The 21,672-nt window shown below is 75.3% G+C and carries 15 protein-coding genes; 7 read left to right on the top strand and 8 right to left on the bottom strand.

All coding sequences use genetic code 11. The annotated features are described in order from the left end of the window. Positions 1–20: 20 nt before the first annotated feature. The gene (locus ACRAKH_RS16090; protein WP_380727756.1) at positions 21–968 is read left to right on the top strand and encodes an AAA family ATPase; all 948 of its coding nucleotides are present in this window, start codon (positions 21–23) and stop codon (positions 966–968) included. Between the two features lie 39 nt (positions 969–1,007). Here the strand turns inward: ACRAKH_RS16090 and nhaA are convergent, their stop codons facing one another. Continuing rightward, positions 1,008–2,297: a Na+/H+ antiporter NhaA gene (gene nhaA / locus ACRAKH_RS16085; RefSeq protein ID WP_380727758.1), complete on the bottom strand. Its 1,290-nt coding sequence runs from the start codon at positions 2,295–2,297 to the stop codon at positions 1,008–1,010. Between the two features lie 216 nt (positions 2,298–2,513). Between nhaA and ACRAKH_RS16080 the strand changes: the two genes are divergently transcribed. From ACRAKH_RS16080 to ACRAKH_RS16070, 3 genes are read left to right on the top strand one after another with little or no spacing between them, the layout of a single operon-like run. Further along, positions 2,514–3,113, top strand: coding sequence for a GNAT family N-acetyltransferase (locus ACRAKH_RS16080; protein ID WP_380727760.1), 600 nt, complete (start codon positions 2,514–2,516; stop codon positions 3,111–3,113). 52 nt (positions 3,114–3,165) lie between these two features. Continuing rightward, entirely contained in the window at positions 3,166–3,960 is a 795-nt protein-coding gene (locus ACRAKH_RS16075; RefSeq protein WP_380727762.1) for a CPBP family intramembrane glutamic endopeptidase, read from the top strand. A gap of 46 nt (positions 3,961–4,006) precedes the next feature. Then, positions 4,007–4,204, top strand: a complete 198-nt coding sequence (locus ACRAKH_RS16070) for a hypothetical protein (RefSeq protein ID WP_447009913.1) — start codon at positions 4,007–4,009, stop codon at positions 4,202–4,204. Positions 4,205–4,213: 9 nt separating this feature from the next. Here the strand turns inward: ACRAKH_RS16070 and ACRAKH_RS16065 are convergent, their stop codons facing one another. After that, positions 4,214–5,656 carry a flavin monoamine oxidase family protein gene (locus ACRAKH_RS16065; RefSeq protein WP_380729798.1) on the bottom strand — a complete coding sequence of 481 codons (1,443 nt, stop codon included), beginning with the start codon at positions 5,654–5,656 and terminating at the stop codon, positions 4,214–4,216. 342 nt (positions 5,657–5,998) lie between these two features. Beyond that, positions 5,999–6,499 carry a GNAT family N-acetyltransferase gene (locus ACRAKH_RS16060; RefSeq protein WP_380729796.1) on the bottom strand — a complete coding sequence of 167 codons (501 nt, stop codon included), beginning with the start codon at positions 6,497–6,499 and terminating at the stop codon, positions 5,999–6,001. Between the two features lie 100 nt (positions 6,500–6,599). On the opposite strand from ACRAKH_RS16060, the gene trpB reads away from it, so the two are divergent. The 3 genes from trpB to ACRAKH_RS16045 are packed head-to-tail and all read left to right on the top strand — an operon-like array spanning position 6,600 to position 9,417. Then, positions 6,600–7,766, top strand: coding sequence for a tryptophan synthase subunit beta (gene trpB, locus ACRAKH_RS16055; RefSeq protein WP_380729794.1), 1,167 nt, complete (start codon positions 6,600–6,602; stop codon positions 7,764–7,766). Beyond that, on the top strand, positions 7,763–8,569 hold the full coding sequence (gene trpA, locus ACRAKH_RS16050; protein WP_380729792.1) for a tryptophan synthase subunit alpha: 807 nt from the start codon (positions 7,763–7,765) through the stop codon (positions 8,567–8,569). Before trpB ends, trpA begins: the two co-directional genes overlap by 4 nt. After that, complete coding sequence (locus tag ACRAKH_RS16045; protein ID WP_380729790.1) at positions 8,566–9,417, top strand: GntR family transcriptional regulator; 852 nt, start codon at positions 8,566–8,568, stop codon at positions 9,415–9,417. The genes trpA and ACRAKH_RS16045 overlap by 4 nt, the downstream gene beginning before the upstream one ends. On the opposite strand, the gene ACRAKH_RS16040 is transcribed toward ACRAKH_RS16045, so the two are convergent. The 5 genes from ACRAKH_RS16040 to ACRAKH_RS16020 are packed head-to-tail and all read right to left on the bottom strand — an operon-like array spanning position 9,365 to position 21,635. Beyond that, on the bottom strand, positions 9,365–11,344 hold the full coding sequence (locus ACRAKH_RS16040; RefSeq protein WP_447009912.1) for a hypothetical protein: 1,980 nt from the start codon (positions 11,342–11,344) through the stop codon (positions 9,365–9,367). The two genes, ACRAKH_RS16045 and ACRAKH_RS16040, sit on opposite strands and share 53 nt — an antisense overlap. Next, on the bottom strand, positions 11,341–14,814 hold the full coding sequence (locus tag ACRAKH_RS16035; RefSeq protein WP_447009911.1) for a DUF5682 family protein: 3,474 nt from the start codon (positions 14,812–14,814) through the stop codon (positions 11,341–11,343). Before ACRAKH_RS16035 ends, ACRAKH_RS16040 begins: the two co-directional genes overlap by 4 nt. Beyond that, positions 14,795–15,943, bottom strand: a complete 1,149-nt coding sequence (locus ACRAKH_RS16030) for an ATP-binding protein (protein WP_380729951.1) — start codon at positions 15,941–15,943, stop codon at positions 14,795–14,797. The genes ACRAKH_RS16035 and ACRAKH_RS16030 overlap by 20 nt, the downstream gene beginning before the upstream one ends. After that, positions 15,940–20,775 carry a hypothetical protein gene (locus ACRAKH_RS16025; RefSeq protein WP_447009910.1) on the bottom strand — a complete coding sequence of 1,612 codons (4,836 nt, stop codon included), beginning with the start codon at positions 20,773–20,775 and terminating at the stop codon, positions 15,940–15,942. Before ACRAKH_RS16025 ends, ACRAKH_RS16030 begins: the two co-directional genes overlap by 4 nt. Next, positions 20,772–21,635: a DUF4132 domain-containing protein gene (locus tag ACRAKH_RS16020; protein ID WP_380728968.1), complete on the bottom strand. Its 864-nt coding sequence runs from the start codon at positions 21,633–21,635 to the stop codon at positions 20,772–20,774. The genes ACRAKH_RS16025 and ACRAKH_RS16020 overlap by 4 nt, the downstream gene beginning before the upstream one ends. Positions 21,636–21,672: the final 37 nt, after the last annotated feature.

Here is a 21,672-nt window from a genome sequence, read left to right as displayed (position 1 = left end):
CTCTACCGACCGGAGGCGCCGTGACCGAGCTTCCCGTGCACCCGTCCGCCGGGGACGTCCTCGCCGGTCTGCCCGACCCGGCGCGCCTGGCCGACTTCACCGCGTCCACCGGGGGCGCCGCCGCCGGGGGTGTCGCCGCCGGGGGTGTCGCCGCCGACCTGCTGGTCCGGCTCGACCTGGCGGGCCACGCGACCGTGGACCGGGCGGCGCTGGTCGTGGCGGCGTCGGAGGAGTCCGAACGGCTCGGTGACGTCCAGGTGCGGCCCGAGCACCTGGTGCTGGGGTGGGTGCGCGCGGCCGAGGGGCGTGGCGCGGCGGCGCTGGCGTTCGCACGGGAGCAGTTGCAGGCGGTGATGGCGGACCGGGCGCAGGCGCGGTACGAGCGGCTGCGGCCCCTGCCCCGCCCGGACGCCGCACGTCCACCCCGGACGGTGCTGCTCGCCGGCGTGCCGGGCACCGGCAAGAGCACGTTGGCCGAGGCGTTGGCCTGGCGGCTGAGGGCCCCGGTGTTCTCCCAGGACTGGCAGCTGGGCGCGCTGGTGCCGTTCGGGGCGCTGCGGGACGACAACACGGCCCACCTGGCGGAGGTCGCCCTGACCGCGTCGGTCGCCCGGCAGCTGCACCTGGGGCTCGACGTGATCGTGGACGCCACCGGGCACCGGCGGGAGACGCGGCGGCGGTGGCGCGCGGTCACCGAACGCCTGGGCGGCGTGTTCGTGGGCGTGGAGTGCGTGTGCTCGGACGAGCGGGTGCAGCGGAGCCGGGTCGAAGGCCGGGCTCGCGGGATTCCCGGCTGGCACGCGACGGTGTCGTGGGAGCACGTGCTGCGGATGAAGGGCCTGTGGGAGAGCTGGGACGACCCGCACCTGGTCGTGGACTCGGCGACCGAACCGCCGGAAGCCGGGCTGCGCCGGGTCCTCGACGCGGTGGAGGGCGACGCCCGAGCCGGCCCGGCGTCGCCGGCCTAGGGTTCGGACTGTTGGGGCGGTGATCGTCGGGGCCACGTGTCAGCGCACGTCACGCTGGTGCACGTCGGGCACGCCGTCCTGGTCCTCGTCGCGCGTCTCCTCCTCGTGGATGCGGCGGTACACGCGGTTGCGGGCGCGGAGGATGACGGTCGCGACGAGCGCCGACAGCAGCGACCCGAGCAGCACGCCGACCTTCGCCTGGTCGTGCTCGGGCGACCCCGGGTCGAACGACAGTTCGCTGACCAGCAGCGACACCGTGAACCCGATGCCGCCGAGCACGGCGAGCCCCACCACGTCGACCCAGCCGAGGTCGCTGTCGAGGGTGGCCTTGGTGAACCGGGACACGAGCCACGTGCCGAGGGTGATGCCGACGGTCTTGCCCAGGAACAGGCCGAGCACGATCCCCGTCGTGACGCCCTGCGTCGCGGACGACAGCAGCCCGTCGACACCACCGACCGAGACACCGGCGGCGAAGAACGCGAACACCGGCACCGCGAACCCGGCCGACAGCGGACGCCACCGGTGCTCGAAGTGCTCCGCCAACCCCGGCCCCTCCCCCGCGCGCTGCCGCACCACGGGCACGGCGAACGCGAGCAGCACCCCGGCGACGGTGGCGTGCACACCGGAGGCGTGCATCAGCGCCCACGTCAGCGCCGCCAGGGGCAGCAGCGCCCACCACGACCGCACCCGCCGCTGGACGAGCACGGTGAACACCACCAGCGGCAGCACCAGCAGCGCCAGCGGCACGGGCGACAGGTCCTCGGTGTAGAAGACGGCGATCAGCACGATCGCGATCAGGTCGTCCACCACGGCGAGGGTGAGCAGGAACGTGCGCAGCGCCGACGGCAGGAACCGGCCGATCACCGCCAGCACGGCCAGCGCGAACGCGATGTCGGTGGCCGTGGGGATGGCCCACCCGGACAGCGCGGTGGGGTCCGTCGCGTTGACCGCCGCGTAGATGACGGCCGGCACGGCGACGCCGCTGACCGCCGCCGCGACCGGCACGGCGGCCCGCCGCACGTCACGCAGGTCGCCCGCGACGAACTCGCGCTTCAGCTCCAGCCCCGCGACGAAGAAGAACACGGCGAGCAGGCCGTCGGACGCCCACTCGACCAGGCTCAGCCGCAGGTGCAGCGCCTCCGGGCCGACCTCGACCGCGCCGAACGACTGGTAGGACGCCGCCCAGGGCGAGTTGGCCCAGACGAGGCCGAGCACCGCCAGGCCGAGCATGAGGACCCCGCCGACCGTCTCCAGCCGCAGGATGTCGCCGATCCGCTTGGCCTCCGGCCACGAGCCGCGGCTGAACAGGCTTGTGGTGACAGGTCGCACGGGCGGCTCCAGGCGTCGTCGGTACCGACGCCGACCAGACTTCCCGGCACGCCATGCCACACGGGGTGGCAACGTGACCCGACACTACCGGCCGCCGGTGAACGCCGTGCGTCGCGCGTGCGGCGTCACGAAGGCGTGCCCCGTGGGGGCGGAGGACTGACTACAGTGGCACGTCCACCGGTCAGGGGGATTGCGCCATGAGCACAGTGACCGAACGTGAGTCCACGAGTGGCCGCACGACAGGTGCCCGCCGTGCGTGACGCGGTGGTGATGCCATCCGGGTGGCCCCAGGACGCCGTGGTGCGCACGGCACGGCTGCGCGTCGAGCCCGTCCGGGTCGCCCACGCCGAGGCGATGGCGGAGGTGTTGGCCGATCCCTCGCTGTACGAGGTCATCGGCGGCGCCCCGCCGACCGTGGCGGAACTCGAGTCCCGGTACCGGCGTTGGGAGCGGCCGTCGTCCGACGACGGACGCGAGGGTTGGCTGAACTGGGTGGTGCTGCGCGACGCGGACGACGTCGCCGTGGGCGCCGTGCAGGCGACCACGACCGCCGGCGCGAACGGGACGACGGCGGAGCTGGCGTGGGTCGTCGGCGTGCCGCACCAGGGTCACGGCTACGCCACCGAGGCCGTCACCGGGGTGATCGCCTGGCTGGTCGAGCGCGGCGTGCGGGACGTGCGCGCCCACATCGCGCCGGACCACCTGGCGAGCGAGGCGGTCGCGCGGCGGATCGGCCTGCGCGCCACCGGCATCCTCCGCGAGGACGGCGAGCAGCGGTGGCGGCTCCACCCCTCGCCGGCGCCTCCCCGGAACTAGGCCATCGGGTGGCCCGAGTTGACCTCGACGCCGGCGCGGGTTATCCACGGTTGTGGGCGATGACCAGAACGAGCCGGTTCCCCCGGACGACCGGCTGACCGCGCCACCGCCGCCGGGCGGTGTCCCGGCGCGCCGCGGGCGGACGGGCCTGGGGTTGGTGGCCGTGTTCTTCGCGGCCCAGGTGACGATGCTCCTGGCGTCCGTGGCGGTGTTGCTGACGTCCACCGGCGCCGACCCGGCACGGCTGGAGGACGGCCGGTTGCTCGCGCTGCTCACCGTGCCCATCTCGTTGGCCGGTCTGGTGGCGGTCCTCGGCGCGGCGTGGCTGGGCGGTGGCCCGAAGGCCGGGCGGGCACGCCGTGAGCTGGCGTTCCGGTGGCACGGTCGGGACGCCGCGATCGGCCTCGGGTTCGGCGTCGGCGGGTTGGTGATCGCGCTGCCGGCGGCGGCGCTGTGGGCCGCCTGGGTGGGTTCGGAGCAGGCCAGTTCGGCGGTCGGCGACGCGTTCACGGGTCGCGACCTCGCGCCGACGGCGGCCGTGGTGGCGTTCCTGGCGGTGTTCCTGCTCGCGCCGATCGGCGAGGAGCTGCTGTTCCGGGGCGTGCTGTGGCGTGCGCTGGAGCACTGGGGCTGGAACCGCTGGGTGGTGTTCGCGGTGACCAGCCTGGCGTTCTCCGTCGCGCACCTCGAACTCCTGCGCACGCCACTGCTGCTGGTGCTGTCGATCCCGATCGGCCTGGCCCGGCTGATCACCGGCAACCTGCTGGCCTCCGTGATCGCCCACCAGGTCAACAACTTCCTGCCCGCGATCGCGCTCCTCCTGGCCACGACGGGCGCCCTGCCGTGACCCGGGCGCGGCGCCTACCGGACCCGCCGGAGCGCGGCTGGAGCACATGCGCCGGTTCTTCGCCCAGCTCGCCGACGACATGGCCGGCGGGCCGAACACCGTGGGCGGCGACGTGGTGGCGGTGCTCGGCGCGCTCGTCCTCGCCGTCACGCCGGACGACGCCGACCGGCTGGCCGCCGCGCTGGGCCGGCCGCCGGACCGCGTCGCCGCCGCCCTCCACGACGCCGAGCAGCTCACCCGGTAGCGGGCCGGCTCAGTCCTTCCACGGCATCTCGTCGCGCAGGCCCTCGTGGATCGCGTAGGCGTTCTTCACGGCCGCCTTGAGCGCGCCCTCCACCCACCGCCGGTGCCGGCGGTCGCACGCGTCGTTGGCGAACCACACCCGGTTCACCGGCCGGATCACGTCCTCGTAGAACGCCTCGCTCATCTCGTAGGCGCGGAACAGCGGGCCGATGCCGCAGGCGAACCAGTCGAGCGCCCAGTCCTTGTAGACGCCGAACTCGAACGTGTCCCGCGCCTCCGGGTGGATCTTGACCAGGTCCTCCAACGCCTGGAAGACGCTCTCCTCGGCGGCCAGCGGCGTGTACGGCATGCTGTCCTGCTCCCAGCAGTAGGACGCGATCATCACGCCCTTGCGGTGCCGGGTGTCCTGGCCGGCCGGCGGGTAGACGATGTTGCGGATCGCCAGGTCGGTCACGGTGAGGCCGTGCGTGATGCCGTACGCGGTCTCCCACCAGCGCTCGCTGAACTGCATGAACAGCTTGTGCGCGCGGCCGTAGTAGGTGTTGCGGATCGCGTACCACTTGTCCGGGTCGAGCCCTTCGACCTCCATGTGCCGCAGGGTCGCGAACGGCACGGTGATCACGCACTCGTCCGCCGAGATCGTCTGCGACCGGCGGCCGGCCCGGTAGTGGACGCGGACCTCGGCGTCGGTCTGGTCGACGGCGTGCACGACCGCGCCCAGCCGGATGTCGTCCATCAGCATCGGCTCGAACGCCCGGGGCAGCGAGTCGGCGCCGTCGACGATGTAGACGAGCCGGCCGAACACGTCCTCGTAGTAGTGGGAGAACCACTCGAGCAGCGAGAAGTGGTAGCGGCCCTCCAGGTTGAACAGCGGCCCGAGCATGGCGAGCGCGCCGTCGCCGAGGCCCCGTTCCTTCAGGTAGCCGAGCAGCGTGTACCGGTCGTAGTCGGTGAGCAGCCGGTGCCACGCCTTCGCGTCGTCCTCCTGCTCCATGATGTCCACGAGCGGTTGCACGGTGTGCCGCAGGAGGTCGTGCGGCGTTTTGTCGGCTTCTTCGCGGGAAAGGTCGAAGCTGAACTGGTCGGCGCTGAAGTCCCGTCGCCGGACGCCCTTTCCCTGGAGGTACACGAACGTGTCCTCGTCGTACATCGGGAACGGCCGGGTGGCGAGCCGGAACTTGTCCTGGATCAGGTGCGAGACCAGCGGGTGCTGGAGCGGGAACCGCATCGCGCCGAACTCGCCGTACATGTCGCCCGCGAATCCGCGGTGGGTGAGGATTCGGCCGCCGAGCCGATTCTGACCTTCGAGGATCGTGACCTCGTGGCCCGCGTCCTTCAGCAGCATGGCGGTGGTCAGCCCGGCCATCCCCGCGCCGACCACGACGATCCGCCGCCGTGGCGCGGAACTCTCCGGCAATCCGTCTTTGAGCAGGTCCAGCACGTCCAACGTCATCGGAAAAACCGCCTCACGGTAGTTTCCGCGGCCGCACACCGCGCGGACCGCTTATCCTTCGGAGGTGGCCATCCTCGTGTTCCGACCGTACTCGGCCGAACGACGACCGGCCAACGCCCTGATGGGGTGACCCAGGTTTAACCGAATGCGCCCCACAACCGCTCGTGAACGCAAAACTGCGGTCCCGGCCACGATCCGGTCGCCACCGAACGGGTCTTTTCACCCACCGGTCAGGTGGCACGGGCGGCACGACCTTCCGGCCTGCTGAATCAACGGCCTCATTGGGACGCCCCTCCCGTGTCAGACGCCCGAAACGCCGGGATCGGCGGACGGCGGTGGGCGTCAGACGCGTTGGGCCAGCAGTTGGCCCGGCCACGTGTCCACGGTGAACGTCTCGACCGGCTCGAAGCCATTGCGGCGGTAGTAGTCGACCAGGCGGCCGTCGGAGCCCGCGTAGCAGTCGACCCTCAGCAGGCCGACGCCCGCGCGGCGGGCTTCCTCGCGGGCGTGGGCGAGCAGCGCCGCCCCCACGCCCCGGCCGGCGAACGAGCGGGACGTCACCAACCACGACACGTAGACCTCGGGCTCGCCCGCCGCGGTCACGTGGGAGGGCGCGGTGGACGTCAGGGTCATGCCGCCCGCCGGCACGCCGTCGACCTCGGCGATCCACGTCGTGCCCGAGCGGATCTTCGCGGTGATGCCCTCCACCCGCCGGGGCTGGGTCGAGAACGGCTCGCTCCCCCACTGGCCGGTCCGCCCGGCGGCGGCGAGCCAGGCCACCGCCTCGTCCAGCATGGCCATGATCACGGGCAGGTCGTCCAGGTCTCCACTGCGGATCTCCACGCGATCACGGTATCCGCGCGGACAACGGCATTTGCCAGACCGACAAGAGAGTTCTAGAGTTCTAGATGTGTCTCCTCCTGAAGTCGTCACCACGAGCGCGATGCGCGCACCCGACGCGGCCGGCCGCTTCGGCCGGTACGGCGGGCGCTACCTGCCGGAAGCCCTCATGCCCGCCGCCCAGGCGGTGGAGGCGGCGTTCCGCGAGGCGTGGTCCGACCCCGCCTTCCTGGCCGAGTACCGACGGCTGCTCGCCACCTACGTCGGCCGCCCGACCCCGCTGACGGAGTGCGAGCGGCTGTCCGAGGCGCTCGGCGTGCGCGTCCTGCTCAAGCGGGAAGACCTCGCGCACACCGGCTCACACAAGATCAACAACGTGCTGGGGCAGGCGTTGCTTGCCCGCCGCATGGGCCGCCGCAAGCTGATCGCCGAGACGGGCGCGGGCCAGCACGGCGTGGCCACCGCGACCGCCGCCGCGCTGCTCGGCCTCTCCTGCACCGTCTACATGGGACGGACCGACGTGCGGCGGCAGGAGCCGAACGTGTTCCGGATGGATTTGCTCGGCGCGGAGGTCGTGCCGGTCGAGTCCGCCAACGGCGTCGGCACGCTGAAGGAGGCGACCAACGCGGCGCTGCGGGCGTGGGTCTCCGAGACCGAGGACGCCCACTACTGCGTGGGTTCCGTGATGGGCCCGCACCCCTACCCGTGGATGGTGCGCGAGTTCCAGCGCGTCATCGGCGACGAGGCCCGCGCCCAGTGCGCCGAACGGCTGCCCGCCGCCGTGCCGGACGTCGTCGTCGCGTGCGTCGGCGGCGGGTCGAACGCGGCGGGGACGTTCGCCGGGTTCGCCGACACCCCCGCCCGCCTGGTCGGCGTGGAAGCGGCCGGGGGCAGCGCCGTCGACAAGGGCAAGCTCGGCGTCCTGCACGGGTTCATGTCGCACTTCCTCCAGGACGACGACAGCCAGGTCCTCGAAGCGCACTCCATCTCGGCGGGCCTCGACTACCCCGGCGTCGGCCCGGAGCACGTGCACCTCGCGTCGACCGGCCGCGCCCGGTACGCGAGCGTGACCGACGAGCAGGCCATGCGGGCGCTGCGGCTCGTGACCCGGACCGAGGGCATCCTCCCCGCGCTCGAATCGGCGCACGCGCTGGCGTGGGTCGTCGACGCCGCCGCGACCGGCGAGCTCGCGGCCGGGTCGACGGTGCTCGTCACGCTGTCCGGCCGCGGCGACAAGGACCTCCAGCAGATCAGGGAGCACCACCGATGAGCGTCGCCGCGGCCACGTTGGAAGAGCACCTCCGGTCCGCCCGCGCCGGCGGCGGCCGGCTGCTGATCCCGTACGTGATGGCGGGTGTCGTGCCGGACTGGCTGGACCTGGTGCGCGGCGCGGCGGAGGCCGGCGCGGACGCGGTCGAGATCGGGCTGCCGTTCTCCGACCCGATGCTCGACGGCCCGACCGTGCAGCACGCCGCCGCCCTCGCGTCCCGTCGCGGCGCACGGCCCCGGGCGCTGCTGGACGCGCTCGCCGGCCTCGACGTCGGCGTGCCGCTGATCGTGATGACCTACGCGAACGTGGCCCTGACGCTGACGCCGTCGCGCGGGGTCGGCGGGTTCGTCGACCACCTGGCGGCGGTCGGCGTGCGCGGCGTGATCGTGCCGGACCTGCCGCTGGAGGAGTCGGCGGAGTACCTGGCGTGCGCGGCGGGCGCCGATGTCGCCGCCGTGCTGCTGGCCGCGCCGTCGTGCGACGAGGACCGGTGCCGGGAGATCGCGCGGGCGTCGTCGGGGTTCGTGTACTGCATGAGTTCCATGCGCACCACCGGTGAACGCGCCGCGCTCGGCGCCTCGGCACGGGACACCGCCCGCCAGCTCAAGGGCGTGACCGACCTGCCCGTGGTGGCCGGGTTCGGCATCTCCACCGTCGACCAGGCGGTGGACGTCTGCGCGGACGCCGACGGCGTCGTGGTGGGCTCGGCGTTCATGCGCATGCTGCTCGACGGCGCTCCGGTCAGCGAGGTCGTGGACGCGGTGTCCGCGTTCCGGCGCGCGCTATCCTCCGTCGGGGGTTGAGAGTCGGGAGTTCCACTGTGGACCACGGGCGGCGGACCGGCCGCGAGTACGACACGCGCGTGCCCAAGTACCTGGCGATCTACCGGGTGCTGGCCGAGCGGATCGCCGACGGCCGGTACCCGGCGGACGCGCCGCTGCCCGCGCAGCGGGAGCTCGTCGAGGAGTTCGACGTCTCGCTGATGACCGTGCGGCAGGCCATCCAGGCGTTGGAGGCGGACGGTCTGCTGGAGACCCGGCACGGGGTGGGCACCTTCGTGCGGCGGCCCGCGTTCGCCTACGGCCTGACCGGGTTGCGGAGCCTGTCGCAGGACCTGGTCGAGCAGGGCATCGAGCTGCGGACCGAGGTCCTGGCGTCGGGTCTCGTCGTGCCGCCGGCGGACGTCAGCGCGCGCCTGGGCGTCCCGGCCGGTCGCGAGGTGCTCTCGGTGGAACGCCTGCGCAGCACCGACGCCGGGCCGCTGCTGCTCCAGACGTCGTACCTGCCGGCCGCCGTCGGGACGCGGATCGGCGTCGAGTCGCTGCACCACCAGTCGCTCTACCTGCTGCTGGCGGAGACCGGCACGCCCGTGCGGGAGGCGAGCGAGACCATCCAGGCGGTCGCGCTGACCGCCGAGCAGGCGCGGGCGCTGCGCTGTGAGCCGGGGTCGCCCGCGCTGCTCAGCTGCCGCCTCAGCCGGGGCGAGGACGGCGCGCCGCTCGTGGACGACCGCGCGCTGCTGGTCGGCGACGCCACCGTGATCACCGCCGACCGTGCCGCGACCGGCACGAACCTGGCCTACTCGGCCGACGCCGCCGTCAGGTCCGTCCCACCGCCTCCAGCCACGCCCGCCGGGCCGCGGCACGGGTGAACTCGCGGACGTGCAGCCCGGCGCGCAGCCACGCGACCGGGAAGTCGTCCCCGGTGTCGCGCACGGCCCGGCCGAACGCGTCGCGGCCCCGGTCGCGCGAGGCGGCGGCGAGGTCGGCGAGCAGGTCGGCGGTGGTGGTGAGGCCGGTGCGGGCCAGGGCGGCGACGTCCCGTTCGGCCGACGCCACGGCCGCGACCGCCCGGCCGCCCAGCGCGATCCGGTGCAGCACGTTCTCCAGCGGGCGGAGGGGACGCGGGACGCGGTCGACCGGCTCGGGCCGGGGCGGCAGCTCCCGTCCGCCGGGATCGGTGACGTGCGAGTGCTGGAGCTGGTCCAGGTCCAGGTCCACGTGGTGCCGGAGGTCGGCGGGCAGGCGCAGGTCACCGGACACGGCGAGCGCGACGGCCGTGCCGGGGCGGTCCGGTTTGAGGCGTGCCACGACCCTGAGCCGCAGCCCGGCGGCGGACGCCAGCACCCGCAGGTTCTCGCCCGCACGCCCGCTGCCGCCGACGAGGTCGACGTGCGCGGTCCCGACGTCGACGCGCAGCGCGCCTCCTGCCGCGCCGAGCACCGTGCCGTCGAGGAACAGCAGGTCCGCGCCTGCCGGGCGGTGGGCGTCCGGGCGGGTGCCGGCGTGGAAGGCGTCCGCGACCTGGTCGGTCAGGGGTCGGTCCCACAAGCCGGTGAACGGCGGGGCGTCCCACTCGGCGGCGGACGCGGACACCGCCCGGACCGCCTTGCCCGCGCCCAGCCGGTGGTCCGGCGACGCCGTGCCGCCGGACAGCAGCAGCCCGGCCCGGCCCAGCCCGCGCTGGGTCAGGCCCGACTCGCCGATCGCCACCGGCCCGCCCGCGGCGGCGGCGACCCGTTCCGCGCCGCCCGGCATGATCGACGGCACCGTCCACCGCCCGCCCCGGTCGTCCACGAGGTGCGTGACGACGCCCGCGTAACCGGACGTGGTGATGACCGCCTCGGTGCACAGGCCGTACAGGCGGAGGGCCCCGATGGGCCGGTACTCGCGCCGCGCCGTGCCGCGCAGCTCGTCCGCCGGCCCGACGCCCGCGCGGAGGTCGTGGCACAGGAGCATCAGCTCGACCAGGTCGGCGGTCAGCACCTCGCGGTCGAACGACGACTCACCGGCCCGTGCGGCGGCCAGGGCTGCGGCGATGCGCAACCCACACGCGGCCGCCCGGTGCAGCCCCACGACGCGGGCCGAGTGGACTGCCCGCAACACCTCCGCCCGGACCACCGCGCCGCTGCCCGTGGCGCCGGCCCGCAACACCGCCGCGCACGCCTCCCACAACGCGCCCACAGCCGCCCGCTCGCCGGCGGACAGCGCGTCGGCGGTGGAGGTGGGCGGGGTGTCGGCGGTGGAGCCGCCGGTCGGATGCGCCGACGCGGAGCCGGGCACGGGCGGGACCGAGCCGGGGACGGGCTGGGCGACGTCCGGCGCGGCGGCAGGCGGCCCGGTGCGGCCGATCCCGGCGGTGCCGCCAACGCCGAGGGCCTCGACCGCGCCATCGGTGTCGGCAGTGCGGTCGGCGTCGGCCGCACCGCCGGTCCCAACGGTGGTGTCGGGGTCGGCGGTCGTGTCGGCGGTGGTGGGTGTGCCGTCCGGGGCGGCGGCGGCAGGGATGTCGGTGTCGGCGGCGATGTCGGCGACGGACACCGCGATGGCGCGGTGCAGGCACTTCGGTGCGAGCAGGCAGCTGCACGCCAGGTCGTCCGCCGCCGTCAGCGCCCCGTCGTGCAACGTCCACGTGAGGGTGGTCTCGGGGTCGAGCACGGCTTGCGCGGTGTCGGCGGTCGTGGTCACGGACCACTCGGCCGCGCGGGACAGGGAGGCGTCCACGCGCTTGCGCAGTCGGGGCGGCAGGCTGTCGAGGACGTCGGCCACCACGGCCGGCACCACCGGGGGCACGGTCATCCGCGCACCTTCTCCCCCACCCACCGCGCCAGCTCCTGCGGGCTGAGCGCGGCCACCGGCATCCCGGCCGCGACCAGCGCGCCCGCTACCGACGTGGAGTAGCGGGCGACGCCGCGGTCGTCGAGGCTCGCGCAGCCGAGCACCGTCACACCCGAGGTGACGAGTTCCCGCACCTGCCCGACGAGCGACCCGACCGGGCCGCCCTCCTCGAAATCGCTGACCAACACCACCATCGTCCTCTCCGGGACGGTCACGAGGGAACGGGCGTGTCGCAACGCGCCCGCGATGTGCGTGCCGCCGCCGACCGACACCTCCAGCAACAGCGACAACGGGTCCGACACCTTCTCGGTGAGGTCCACGACCTCGGTGGAGAACGCCAGGAAGTGCGTCGACAGCGCGGGCACCCCGGCGAACACCGACGCGGTGAGCGCCGACCACACCGTGGACGCCTCCATCGACCCCGACACGTCGACCACCAGCACCAGCCGCCAGTCGCTCGCTCGACGTCCCCGCGTCCGGAACACCGGCCGCTCCGGCACGATCACCACCCGGCCGTCGGCGTCACGGCGCGCGGTGGCGAGGTTCGCGCGCACGGTCCGCGGCAGGTCGAGCCGGCCGCCCGGACGCCGGGTCGGCGTGGGCAGCTGGATGCCGGTCAACGCGGGCCGCACCCGGTTCGCGAGCTGCGCGGTCAGCTCGCGGACCAGCCGTGCCACCAACGGCCGCAGCCGCGCCAGCGCCGACTCCGACAACCCGCCCGCCAACGACAGCACGGACCGCAGCAGGTCGACCGACGGCCGCACCGCACCGGGGTCGATCTCCAACGCCGCCTCCAGCCGGCCGCCTTCCGCCGCCGCGGCCAGGACCTCCTCCCGGACGTGGTCGCCGAACAGGTCCCGCAGCTCCTCCGACCACTCGCGCACGTCGGGGAACGGGCTGGAGCGGTCCGCGCCGACACCGCCGCCCGCCGCTCCCTCGCCGCGGTCGCGGCCGTACAGCTCGTCCAGCGCGGCGGCGTAGCGGGCGGCTCCGGCGGGCCGGTCACCGCTCGCGCCCAGCACCAGCCGCCACCGCACGGCGGCGGGCAGCGCGCCGGTGACCTCGGCGGGCACGAGAGGCGGCTCGTCGCGCGGCGGCAACGGCTGGTCCACGATGCGGCCGAGGCGCAGGCCGTGCGAGCGCAAGACGTCCGCGGCGGCCCGCTCGGCGTCCAGCCACACGGCCAGCAGCTCGGGATCGGGCGCGCCGACACCGTCGACCCGCTCGCCCGTGCGGTCTTCCACGACCGCGAGCACGCGGGCCCGCGCCGCCGGCCCGACCGACGTGAACGCGCCGCGCAACGCGGGCAGCCGGTCGAGGAAGTCCCGGTCCACCAGCCGTTCCACGCGGTCCAGCAACGGTGTCAGCGCGGCCGGCGCCTCCAGCAGCGGCCCGGCCGCCGCGAGCACCCCGGTGAGGCCGCGCCGCAGCACGTCCCGCCGCTCCGGGTTCGACGCGCCGTCGATCCAGGACGCGATCCGCTCGCCCAGCGCCGCGGCGGGCGCCGAGCCGATCAGGACCCGCGCCGCGCCCGCCGCGCCGGCGATCAGCGGCGCGGCGGAGTCGGCCAGCCGCCGCAGGCAGGCTTCGAGCCGCGCACCGTGCGCCTCGGTCCGCTGCGAGAGCTCCACCAGCGCCCGCGCGTCGGCGACGTCCTCCGACCCGGCGAGCCCGTCGAGCTGGGCGACCGCCGCCGTCTCCAGTTCCCGCGCCAACGTGGGGTGCGCGTCGAGCACGTCGCCGGGAGTGCCCGGCAGGTGCCCGGAGCGCAACCGGTCGAGCAGGTCCAGCGCGGTGAGCAGGTCGCGCAGCGTCCCGGCGGACGGCAGCACGGTCGCCGCGTCGTCCAGCACCTCGCCGACGACGTCGGGCAGGCCGCACCGGGCCGCGTCGACGAGGTCCGCCAGCACCTCGCCGGGTGTGTGGCCGTCCCGGCGGTCACGGTCGGCGCGGCGGGCGCGCAGCCGTCCGGACGCTGCCGCTTCCAGCGTCACGCCCCACATCCCGGCGACGGGCACGGTGGCCTCCGTCGCCGGGGTCCACGCCACGGTCCACCGGGTGGTCAGCGCGTCCGCGCCGCCGACGCCGGTCGTCTCCGTCTCTTGCCCGTAGGTCACACCGAGCACGGCGAACCGCCGCAACGCCACCTCGCGCCGCGCGTCCAGCGCCGACCGCGACGGGTCGAGCCGCAGCGACACGGGTTCCCGCGAGCCGGGGCCGGGCAGGCGCAGCGATCCGACCAACGCCTCCACGGCGGGCGCGAGGCCCGAGCGGGGCGTGCCGGGCGCCAGGACACCGCCGCGGCGCCCGACGAGCACGTCGCCGGCGGCCCGCGCGACGACGCGGCCGCGGCCGAGCGGTTCGGCGTGCGTCAGCACGGTCTGCACCGCCTCGACCACCTCGCCGCGTCCGGGTGCGGGCAGGCCGCGCAGCCGGGACAGGTCGACGGCCAGCCGCAACGCCTCCCGCGCCTCGCCGGGCCCGGCCGGGTGCCCGAGTTCCCGGACGCGGGCGCAGATCCGCACGATCACCGACGCGGCCGCGGCCTCCACCGCGGCCGGATCGCCCGCCGCCTCCAGCACGGCCTGCTGCCACTCGGGGTCGCGGATGCCCGCCGGGTAGCCGGAACGCTCGTCCAGCAGCGCGAACCCGTACGGCACCAACGACGTGACGACGCCCGCCCCCGGCGTCGGCGAGCGGTCCACCTCGCCGTCCGGCGACGCCTCGCCGTCCACCAACGCCGCCGCGTGGAACGACCCGACGACCGCCGCGCAGCGCCGTCCGGCGACGTCCCGCACGACCCGCCGCATCCACGCCTCCCGGCGCAGGTCGAACGGGTCGACGCCGATGCCTTCCGCGTCCCGGCGCAACGCCCAGCCGACCAGCAGCGCGGCCCGCCGCACCGCCTCGGCGGTCTGCCCCGGCGCGGCGGCCTCCACCAGCCGGTCCCACAGGTCGTCGCCGTCACGTCCGGTCGTGGCCCGGCGCAACGCGTCGGTCAACGGCGACGCGCCGCGCCCGCCGCCCTCCCGCCCGCCGCCGCGCACGGCGATCGGCAGGTCGCACGGCCGGACCTCCACGCCGTTGCGGTGCGCCCACCGGATCGCGGCCAGCTCGGGCGAGAAGTCCGCGAACGGGTAGAACGCCGTCTCACCGCCCGGGGAGACGCCGGACAGCGCCACCGGCGCGACGAGTTGGGGGTCGGCCAGGAACGGCAGCCACTCCCCCAGCTCCTCGGGCAGTTCGACCAGCAGCACCTCGGGCGCGAACGCCTCCAGCAGCGCGGGCATCGCGGCCGCGAGCGCGGGCGAGTGGTGCCGCACCCCGATCAGGTGCGGCACCTCGCGCGCGGCGAGCCGGTCGACCAGGTCGGGCGCGGAGAACGCCTCGTCGGCCGGGCCGGCGACCAGGTCAGGCGTCGAGGACGTCACGGAGTTCCCACAGCCGTCGCCAGGTGCGCGCGCCGGACTCGGCCCGCCGCCGCACCGCGCCGTCCCAGTAGCCGAGCAGCCGGGCCGCGTCGCCCGGGTCGTCCTTGCGCACCACGCCGAGCAGGTGGCCGGGCAGCAGCGACAACGGGTCGCGGTCGCCGGGGAAGTACGCGTCGGCGAGCCCGAGCGAGGTCGCCACCGACACCGCTTCCGCCGTGCTCATCACGGTGGACGGCCGCTCGACCGCCCACCCCTCCTCCGAGACCCCGTTGCGCAGGTCCCGGAACGCGGTGACGAGCACCTCCAGCACCACGTCGTCCACCGCGAACGGCGCGCTGACGCGGGCCAGGGCGGCCTTCGCCTGCCGCCGCACCAGCTCCGTCTCCGCGGCCAGGTCGCCGATGGGTCCGACGGCCTCGAAGTTGAACCGCCGCTTCAACGCCGCCGACATCTCCGACACGCCCCGGTCGCGCAAGTTCGCGGTGGCGATCACGGTGAAGCCGGGCGCGGCGTGCACGGTCGCGCCGTCCGTGCCGGACAGCTCGGGCACGGCGATGCGCCGGTCGGACAGGATCGACACCAGCGCGTCCTGCACCTCGGGCAGGCAGCGGGTGACCTCTTCGACCCGCACCACGCCGCCGCCGCGCATCGCGGTGAGCACCGGCGAGGGCACCAGGGCGCGCGGCGACGGGCCTTCCGCCAGCAGCATCGCGTAGTTCCAGCCGTAGCGCAGCTGGTCCTCGGTGGTGCCCGCGGTGCCCTGCACGACGAGCTGGCTGCTGCCTGACACGGCGGCGGCCAGCAGTTCGGACAGCATCGACTTGGCCGTGCCGGGCTCGCCGACCAGCAGCAGCCCGCGCTCGCCCGCGAGGGTCACCACGGCGCGTTCGACGAGGGCCCGCTCGCCGACGAACTTGGGGCTGATCGCGAGCCGTGACGGCACGCCGGCCGCCACGGCGCCCTTGGGCAGCGGCAACGCGTCGCCGCCGCTGCCCATCACGAACGTCACCACGGCCCGCGGGGTGAGCCGCCACCCCGGTGGGCGGGGGCCGCCGTCGTAGGCCGCGAGGAACGCCAGCTCCTCGCGGTAGGCGTCCTCGGCCGGCTCGACCTGCCTGGGAGCGGTCACCTGCGTCCTCCGGTCATCAGCTCTTCGTAGGCGGGGGCGTCACCGTCGAGCACGCGCCGCCAGGCGCGGCCGAACAGGTCGGCGACGGGTTCCAGCGGCACGATCGCGCCGGGCCGCCCGCTGGTGTACTCGAACATCGGGGCCTTCCACGTCTCCAGCGGCAGGTGCGGCGACGACAGGGCGAGCCACCCGCCGGGCAGGAACAGCGACCGGCCGGCCCGCGCGCGTTTCGCGGTGAGCACGAGGTCGGTCGCGGCGAGCGCGGTGCGGGCCTGCCGCAGCCGGGCGGGCTTCCACCCCGTCCACCGGGCGACGTTCGCGTCCGTGGGGTCGGGCAGGGCCAGCAGCTGCAGGTACAGCGCCGCCGCGTCCCCGGTCAGGTCGAACCGCTCCGCCACCTCGGTGACGAGCGCGGGCACGGACACCGTCGGGTCCTGGTGGTAGGCCGCCGGGTCGACGCCCTCGGGCGCCGGCACCCCGCACACGGCGGTGAGCCGGTCGTCCGCGAGCAGGTCGAGCATCCTCAGCGCCTCCCGCCCGCCGCCGAGCTGCGCGACGGCGACCAGCTGGTCCCGGTCGGCCGGCCCGACGAGGCCGGGGCGCACCACCACGCGGCAGTACTCGTCGCTCAGCCGCACGATCTCCAGCCAGTCGCGGTACCGCTGGACGCCGCCGTCGGCGGGCACGTCGACGCCGAGCTGCGCGCGAAGCGGTCCGAGCGGCACCCACGAGCCCAGCCCCAGGGTGAAGCCGGGGTGCGCGACCCGTTGCCGGGCCTGCGCCAACGCCTCCGGCAGCCGGGCCCGCAGCGGTGAGCCGACCGGGAGCCGGTGCGCCAGCCACAGCAGCACCTGCGGCACGGCCCGCAGCGCCTCGTACCCGAACCCCTCGGGGTGGCGCGCTTCCAGCCTCGTGCCGCTGAACGCCGCGTCCTGGTCCGTGGTGAGCCACGGCGTGCGGTCGGGGTTGACCACGCCGGTGACGTGCTCGACCGTGTCGCGGATCGGCAGCAGCTTCGCCGCGTCGACGAGCACGTCGTCCGGCACCGGCGACCGCTGCCCGTGCGCGGCGGTCCACACCTCGGCGACGGCGTCCACGTCCGGGCCGCGCGTCCACAGGTCGACGGGGTCGACGGGCACGGCGGCGGCCAGGATGCGCCGGCAGTAGCCCGCGCCCAGGCCCTTGAGCCGTTCCTTGGCGGCCTTGGCCGCCGCCGCGGACAGGCCGAGCAGCTTCCGGTCGGCGGTCTCCAGGAAGTTCGCGGCCCAGTGCAGCACGCCGGGCATGCCGGCCAGCAGCAACGTCGCCTCGGCGGTGCCCAGTCCGGTGCGCTCCACCAGCGCGGGCACGGCCTCGGGGACCCACGGCGCGGGGCCGCGTTCGGCCAGCACGTCGAGGAACCGGGTGATCCACTCGCCGTCGAACGGCGTGACGACCTCCTCGGCGCGGGCGACCCGCCAGGTCTTCGGCAGGTCGAACGCGCCGGGCGTGCGGCTGAACTGGACGCCCTCGAACCGCGTGCCGGGTTCGTTGCGCCACCGGTGGTCGAACAGGGCCAGGAACCCGTCGCGCACCGGCACGACCCGGCCCTTCGGGTTCGCCTCCTTGTCCGGCACGATCACGGCGACCGTGCGCCACCGCCCGTCGCCGTCCGCGAGCCCGGCGTCCACGACGGACCGCAGCACGAGCACCAGCACGGCCCGCTGGTCGTCCGGGGTGAGCGGGGACGCGGCGCGGTGCGCCAGCGCGGCCAGGTGCGGCAGGGCGTGGAACCAGTCGGGCACGCCCGAGTCGGGCAGCGCCCGGCCTTCCGGCTTCGGCTGCCGCGCCGTCTCACCGAGGGCGGCGATCAGCTCGGGCAGCGTGGTGCGGCGCGAGCCGTCGTTGCCGCGGGAGCGGTAGCCGCCGAACCAGCCGAGGGCGGCGGCGACCTGGTCGTCGGTGATCGCGGGCCCGGTGGGCGCGGCGACGGGTTCGGCCAGGCGGGCGGCCTCGGCGATCGCGGCGTAGTCGCGGTAGGAGCGGTGCAGGTCGGCGGCGCGGCGGACGACGTCGACCACGCCGATGATCAGCGCGGGGTCGGTCAGGCCGGGCAGGGCGGTGGTGACGGCCCGGAGCAGCACGCCGTCGCGCTCGCCGCGGACGAGTGCGGCGAGGCGTTCCCGCACCGTCCGCTCCTCCCGCTGCTCGGCCAGGGCGGCGGCGAGCATCGCGTCCACGCCCTCGCGGGTGACGGCGCGCAGGGCGGCGGACCCGGCCTCGTCCCGCGGGCGGAGCAGGTGCCACCAGTCGAGCGGCGGCAGGAGCGGGGTGCCCGCCGCGTACGGCGGGTGGTGCGCCCCGCTCTTCAGGGACGCCACGGTCACGCCGTCCGCGTCGAGCAGCTCCAGCGAGTCGCGCGCGCCGGTGACGGTCAGCTCCGCGCCGCCGGGCAGCCGCAGCACGCCGCTCGGTCGCTTCGAGCCCTTGGGCAGCCGGACCCGGCGGCCGTCGACGCCCTCGCCGGTCCACGAGCCGTCGGCTTCGACGCGCACGCGCCAGCCGTGCAGGCCGTCGGCGGCGCCGAGGGGGCCGGCGGCGGTCGTCGGCAGGGCGGGCCGCACGTCGCACGCGTCGAGGTCGAGGGCGGCGCCGTCGGCGGCGAAGTCCTCGACGAACCGCGGCAGGCTCGCCCGGCCCAGCTCGCCGGTGGCCGGGTCGACCTCCACCCAGTGCCACCCCCGGTCCCGGTACAAGGCGGTCCACACCGTCGTGCCGTCGCCGTGCGCCTTGTGGGCCATCGGCAGGACGGTGTCGCCGGGGTGCACGGCGCGCCCGCCCGTGAAGCGGCCGCCACCGGGCAGCGCGATCGACGCGATGGTCGAGGAGGTCCAGTGGTAGTGGTGATCACGGCCGTCCTCGATCGCGAACACGCGGTCCGGCGCGTCGCTCCAGTACGCCATCGGGCCGTCCGGGCCTTCCCAGCGCACCAGCAGCACGCCGTCCACCCACATCGCGACCGGGTTCGCCCTCCGGTTGCGGCGGGCGTCGGCGGGAATGCGGGACACGTGCTCCGCGAGCACGCCGTCCGGGCCGACCACGACGAACGTCTCGCCGTGGCGCAGCACCAACGCGGGCCAGCCCTCGCCGCACATGAACACGCCCTGGTCGTTCGGGCCGCCCGAGGACCGCAGGCCGGCGACCGCGGCGTCCAGCGCCGGCCACCCCAGCTCGTCCAGCAGGCCGGCGCGCAACGTCCGGTGCAGGGCGGCGGCGACGTCCGTGGCGGCGAGCGACTCGGCCGCCTCGGGCACGTCCACGAACGCCTCCGGCCGGCGCACGACTTCGAGGTGGCCCAGGTGCCGGCCGAGGTCGGGCAGGCCGGTGGCGGCGACCTCGGCGGCGCTCGCGCTGATCCAGTCGCGCAGCGCGGCGCGCAGCCCCGGCACGGCCATCGCGGTGGCCAGCAGCCCGACGTCGACGGCCTCCGAGCGGGCCGAGGCGCGGGCGTGCTTGACGAGCCCCCGGCCCAGGGCGGCGCGGAACCGCTCGGACGTGGCCAGCGCGACGAGGTCGCGGCGGCCGGGACCGTCGTCGGACAGCCAACCCCGGACGTCGAGGTCCGGGTCGCCGTGGTTGGGGGTCGCGATCGGCACGCCGCGCGACACCAGCAGGTCGAGCAGGTCGAGTTCGCCCTGGTGCCGGTAGCGCAGCGCGCGGACCGGCACGCCGTCCGCGACGAGCCGGTCGGCCATCGCCGCCACCAGGTCCAGCAGCGTCACCGACCGCGTGACGGCGTGCCAGCCGAACAGGCGGACCCCGAGCACGGCCGACAACCACTCGGCGGGCTCGGCCGCCACCTCGTCCGGCCCGACCAGCGCACGGGTCGCGCCGCACGCCGTGAGGATGTCCAGCCACGTCTCGAGCGCGGCATCCGCGTCCGGCACGAACGACAGCAGCCGGCCGCGCACCTCGACGTCGGCGGCGGCCAGCGCCACCAGCGAGTCGCGGTACGCCTTCCAGAACCCGGCGCCCGCGCGGCTGATCGCGGAGCTGTCCAGCACGGCCCGCAGCAGCCGAGCGTCCTCAACCTTGACGTCGCGCTTGGCGGCCTTCGCCAGCCGCCGCAGGTCCTCCGGCATCCCCGTGTACGGGGGCAGCCCGCCCCGCGTCCGCTCGACGCACAGGGTGAGGAACAGCTCGTAGGCCGCGTCCGCGTCGTGCTTGCGGGCCAGGCCCTTGGCGTGCGCGGACAGCGCCTTGGCGGTGAGCGCGCCGGCGAACGCGAACTCCAGGAACACGTCGCGGGTGCGCTCGGGGTCGACGACGAGGTCGTGCACCTCCTCCGCCTCGCGGGCCTTGCCGAACATGCTCGCCGCGTACGAGGTGTTGCCGTGCTGCAGGAAGATCCGCCCGGCCTGCTCGTAGAACGTGGGCAGGAAGTGCGGCGCGGACCGGCCGAGCATGGCGCCGAGGGCGGTGAAGCCGTCCTTCGCCGCCCCCGCGCGGGACTTCGCGGTGCGGGCCAGGCGTTCGATGTCCTTGACGAGGTTGAGCGCGTGGTGGGCGTTGGCCGGGTCGTGCACGAGCGCCCACGCGGGGAAGCCGAGGGCGCTGCGCTTGCCCGTGCCGACGCCCTCGACCCGCTCCGGCGCGTCGAAGCCCAGGTACTCGCAGGTCAGGTCTTCGGCGCGGCCGAGGACGGCGGGCACCAGCCGCACGACGACGCGGTCGTCGAGGGCGGGGTGGCGGTACCGGCGGGCCGTGGTCGTGTCGCGGTCCTCGCCGACGTCGGACGTGCCGGGCAGCACCGCCCCCGCCGCGATGAGGGCCTTCTGGCTCAGGGCGTTCACGGGGCCACCACCGCTTCCTCGATGACGCGGCCGGCGTGGATCGCCGCCGCCATGCGCATGCCCTCGGACCAGGCGACCGGTCCGACGTCGGCGAGCGGCACCTCGGTTCCGTCCTCCAGCGCCCAGCGCAGCTGCCCGGTCGACGTCTCGGCCTCGGGGTAGTCCGAGCCGAGCCAGTAGCGGGCCTCCACGACCCGGCCGTCCTCGAACGCGGAGTAGACCGCGTAGCCGCCGCGCACCGGGTAGCCGAGCGTGCGGCAGCGGCTGAGCGCGTGGTTGAGCTGCTCGAACTTCCCGCCCGCGTAGTCGTCCACGGACGTCCTGCCCGCCACGTCGACGGGCCGCGTGAACGTCTGGCGGAACAGCTGCTGCACCTTCTGCGCCACGTCCAGCTCCGCGCCGAACTCGCGCAGCTCCTCCAGGTCGTCCAGCAGCACGGGGTGGGGGATGCGCACGACCTCGGGCCGCAGCCGGCGCGTGTCGCCGTCGAGGGTGACGACGCCGAGGCCGCGCTCGGGGTCGGCGTCGCGCAGGAACCCGGTCTCGGTCCCGTCGCCGTCGTCGGCGGTCACGACGAGGTCGCGCAGCGCGCCGGCCCACGCGGCGTCCGCCCAGACCTCGGCGATCAGCGCGGAGGGCACCGGCAGGGACCGCACCATCCAGCCGTCCACTGTGGCCAGGCACTCGGCCTGGTGGCGGCCGAGCCACTCGGCGAGCTGTCGCAATTGGACGACACCCGGGTCGTCCTTGAGCGACGCGGGCACCGAGGAGAGGAGCTTGCCCTTGCCGTTGCGGCACTGGACGCGCCCGTTCTCCCCGAGCCGCACCTGGTACCCGGACGCGGCGTCGAGCCAGCCCACGGTTCCTCCTGCGAGATCGTTCACGACGGTTGCGGCG

It is taken from the genome of Saccharothrix hoggarensis, assembly GCF_052936025.1.
This window is presented reverse-complemented; position numbering and strand designations above follow the sequence as displayed.

Excerpts from the sequence above, each read along its gene's own strand:
- ACRAKH_RS16070 (WP_447009913.1), top strand. The coding sequence starts at position 4,007 with ATGCGCCGGTTCTTCGCCCAGCTCGCCGACGACATGGCCGGCGGGCCG.
- ACRAKH_RS16065 (WP_380729798.1), bottom strand. The coding sequence starts at position 5,656 with ATGACGTTGGACGTGCTGGACCTGCTCAAAGACGGATTGCCGGAGAGT.
- trpB (WP_380729794.1), top strand. The coding sequence starts at position 6,600 with ATGCGCGCACCCGACGCGGCCGGCCGCTTCGGCCGGTACGGCGGGCGC.
- trpA (WP_380729792.1), top strand. The coding sequence starts at position 7,763 with ATGAGCGTCGCCGCGGCCACGTTGGAAGAGCACCTCCGGTCCGCCCGC.
- ACRAKH_RS16040 (WP_447009912.1), bottom strand. The coding sequence starts at position 11,344 with ATGACCGTGCCCCCGGTGGTGCCGGCCGTGGTGGCCGACGTCCTCGAC.